The organism is Methylobacterium sp. W2, from assembly GCF_020662345.1.
GTDB lineage: Bacteria > Pseudomonadota > Alphaproteobacteria > Rhizobiales > Beijerinckiaceae > Methylobacterium.
Map to the genome: position 1 here is coordinate 1 of NZ_VMOA01000093.1, position 951 is coordinate 951.

Below are 951 nucleotides of genomic sequence, written 5' to 3' on the forward strand. Positions count from 1 at the left end.
GGTGAGCGCTGCCAGCGTGAGGCCTGCCGCTGCGGCTTCGCCCAACAGACGATCGTATTCTTCGGGTGTGAGACGAATGCCGACCTGCTTGGTGAGGCGGCGGCATTCGGATCCACTTTGGCCGGACATCGGCTGCGTCCTTCCGGGTGGCTTCAGGGATGGGGGATCGGGGGGACGCCCCGACAGGCTGAGGGAGTTGTGAGAAGCGTGAGCGCCGAACGGCTCCCGCCTCGATGCGGTCTGCGCCCGGCTTGGCCGGCGCGGATAGCAAAGAGCATCCTGCCCGCTCTCTTCTCCCTTCCTCCGTCATGCCGGTACGACAGACTACATACAGGTTCGCAACAAGGCTCGATCACCCCTTCAAGCGCCTTACCCTCACTTGCTCTTGTACCTGTCCAGAACCTGATACTCTCAGACTGTGGTGCGCAACGGTCCGCATTGATCAGCACGAGATATCCTCCTTCGCAGCGACAATCGCCTCACCGGCCCTCATGCGGACCGCGTGCAATCGCTGATTAAAGGCTGACAACCGAGGCTCTTGCAAACCGAATCGCTGTGTAATCGGGAGCGAATCGAGCGTGAAATGGCACATGACGCGAAGTAATCGAGGATTTGCATCGAATTCCAGCTTGCTCGAACACTGATCGATGGCGACCATGGATCCAGTCAGGCTCGCCCCGACTGGGAATGCGAGAACCGCCTCAATCAGTGGAGATGATCGATGAGCACCTTGAAGACGACAAAGATGGCAGTGACGGCGCAGGAGCTCGCGGTCGCTCGGCAAGCGCTCGAAGCGCTCAAGCTTACACCACCCACCCCACCACCCGAGACAATCACTCTTGTCAGCGCCGTGGGAGAACTAGCGATAATGATTCGGGAACTCTCCAAGGCCGGCTACTCGTACGAGCAAATCGCGACGTGCATCAAGCTCGGCGGCATTCAGATGGACGC

At 59.8% G+C, this 951-nt stretch carries 1 protein-coding gene; it reads left to right on the forward strand.

What is annotated here, in order from left to right; translation table 11 throughout:
* Positions 1-721: 721 nt before the first annotated feature.
* Positions 722-951, forward strand: a 230-nt coding sequence (locus FPV16_RS25855) for a hypothetical protein (protein WP_227441367.1), incomplete at its 3' end; no start/stop codon positions are given.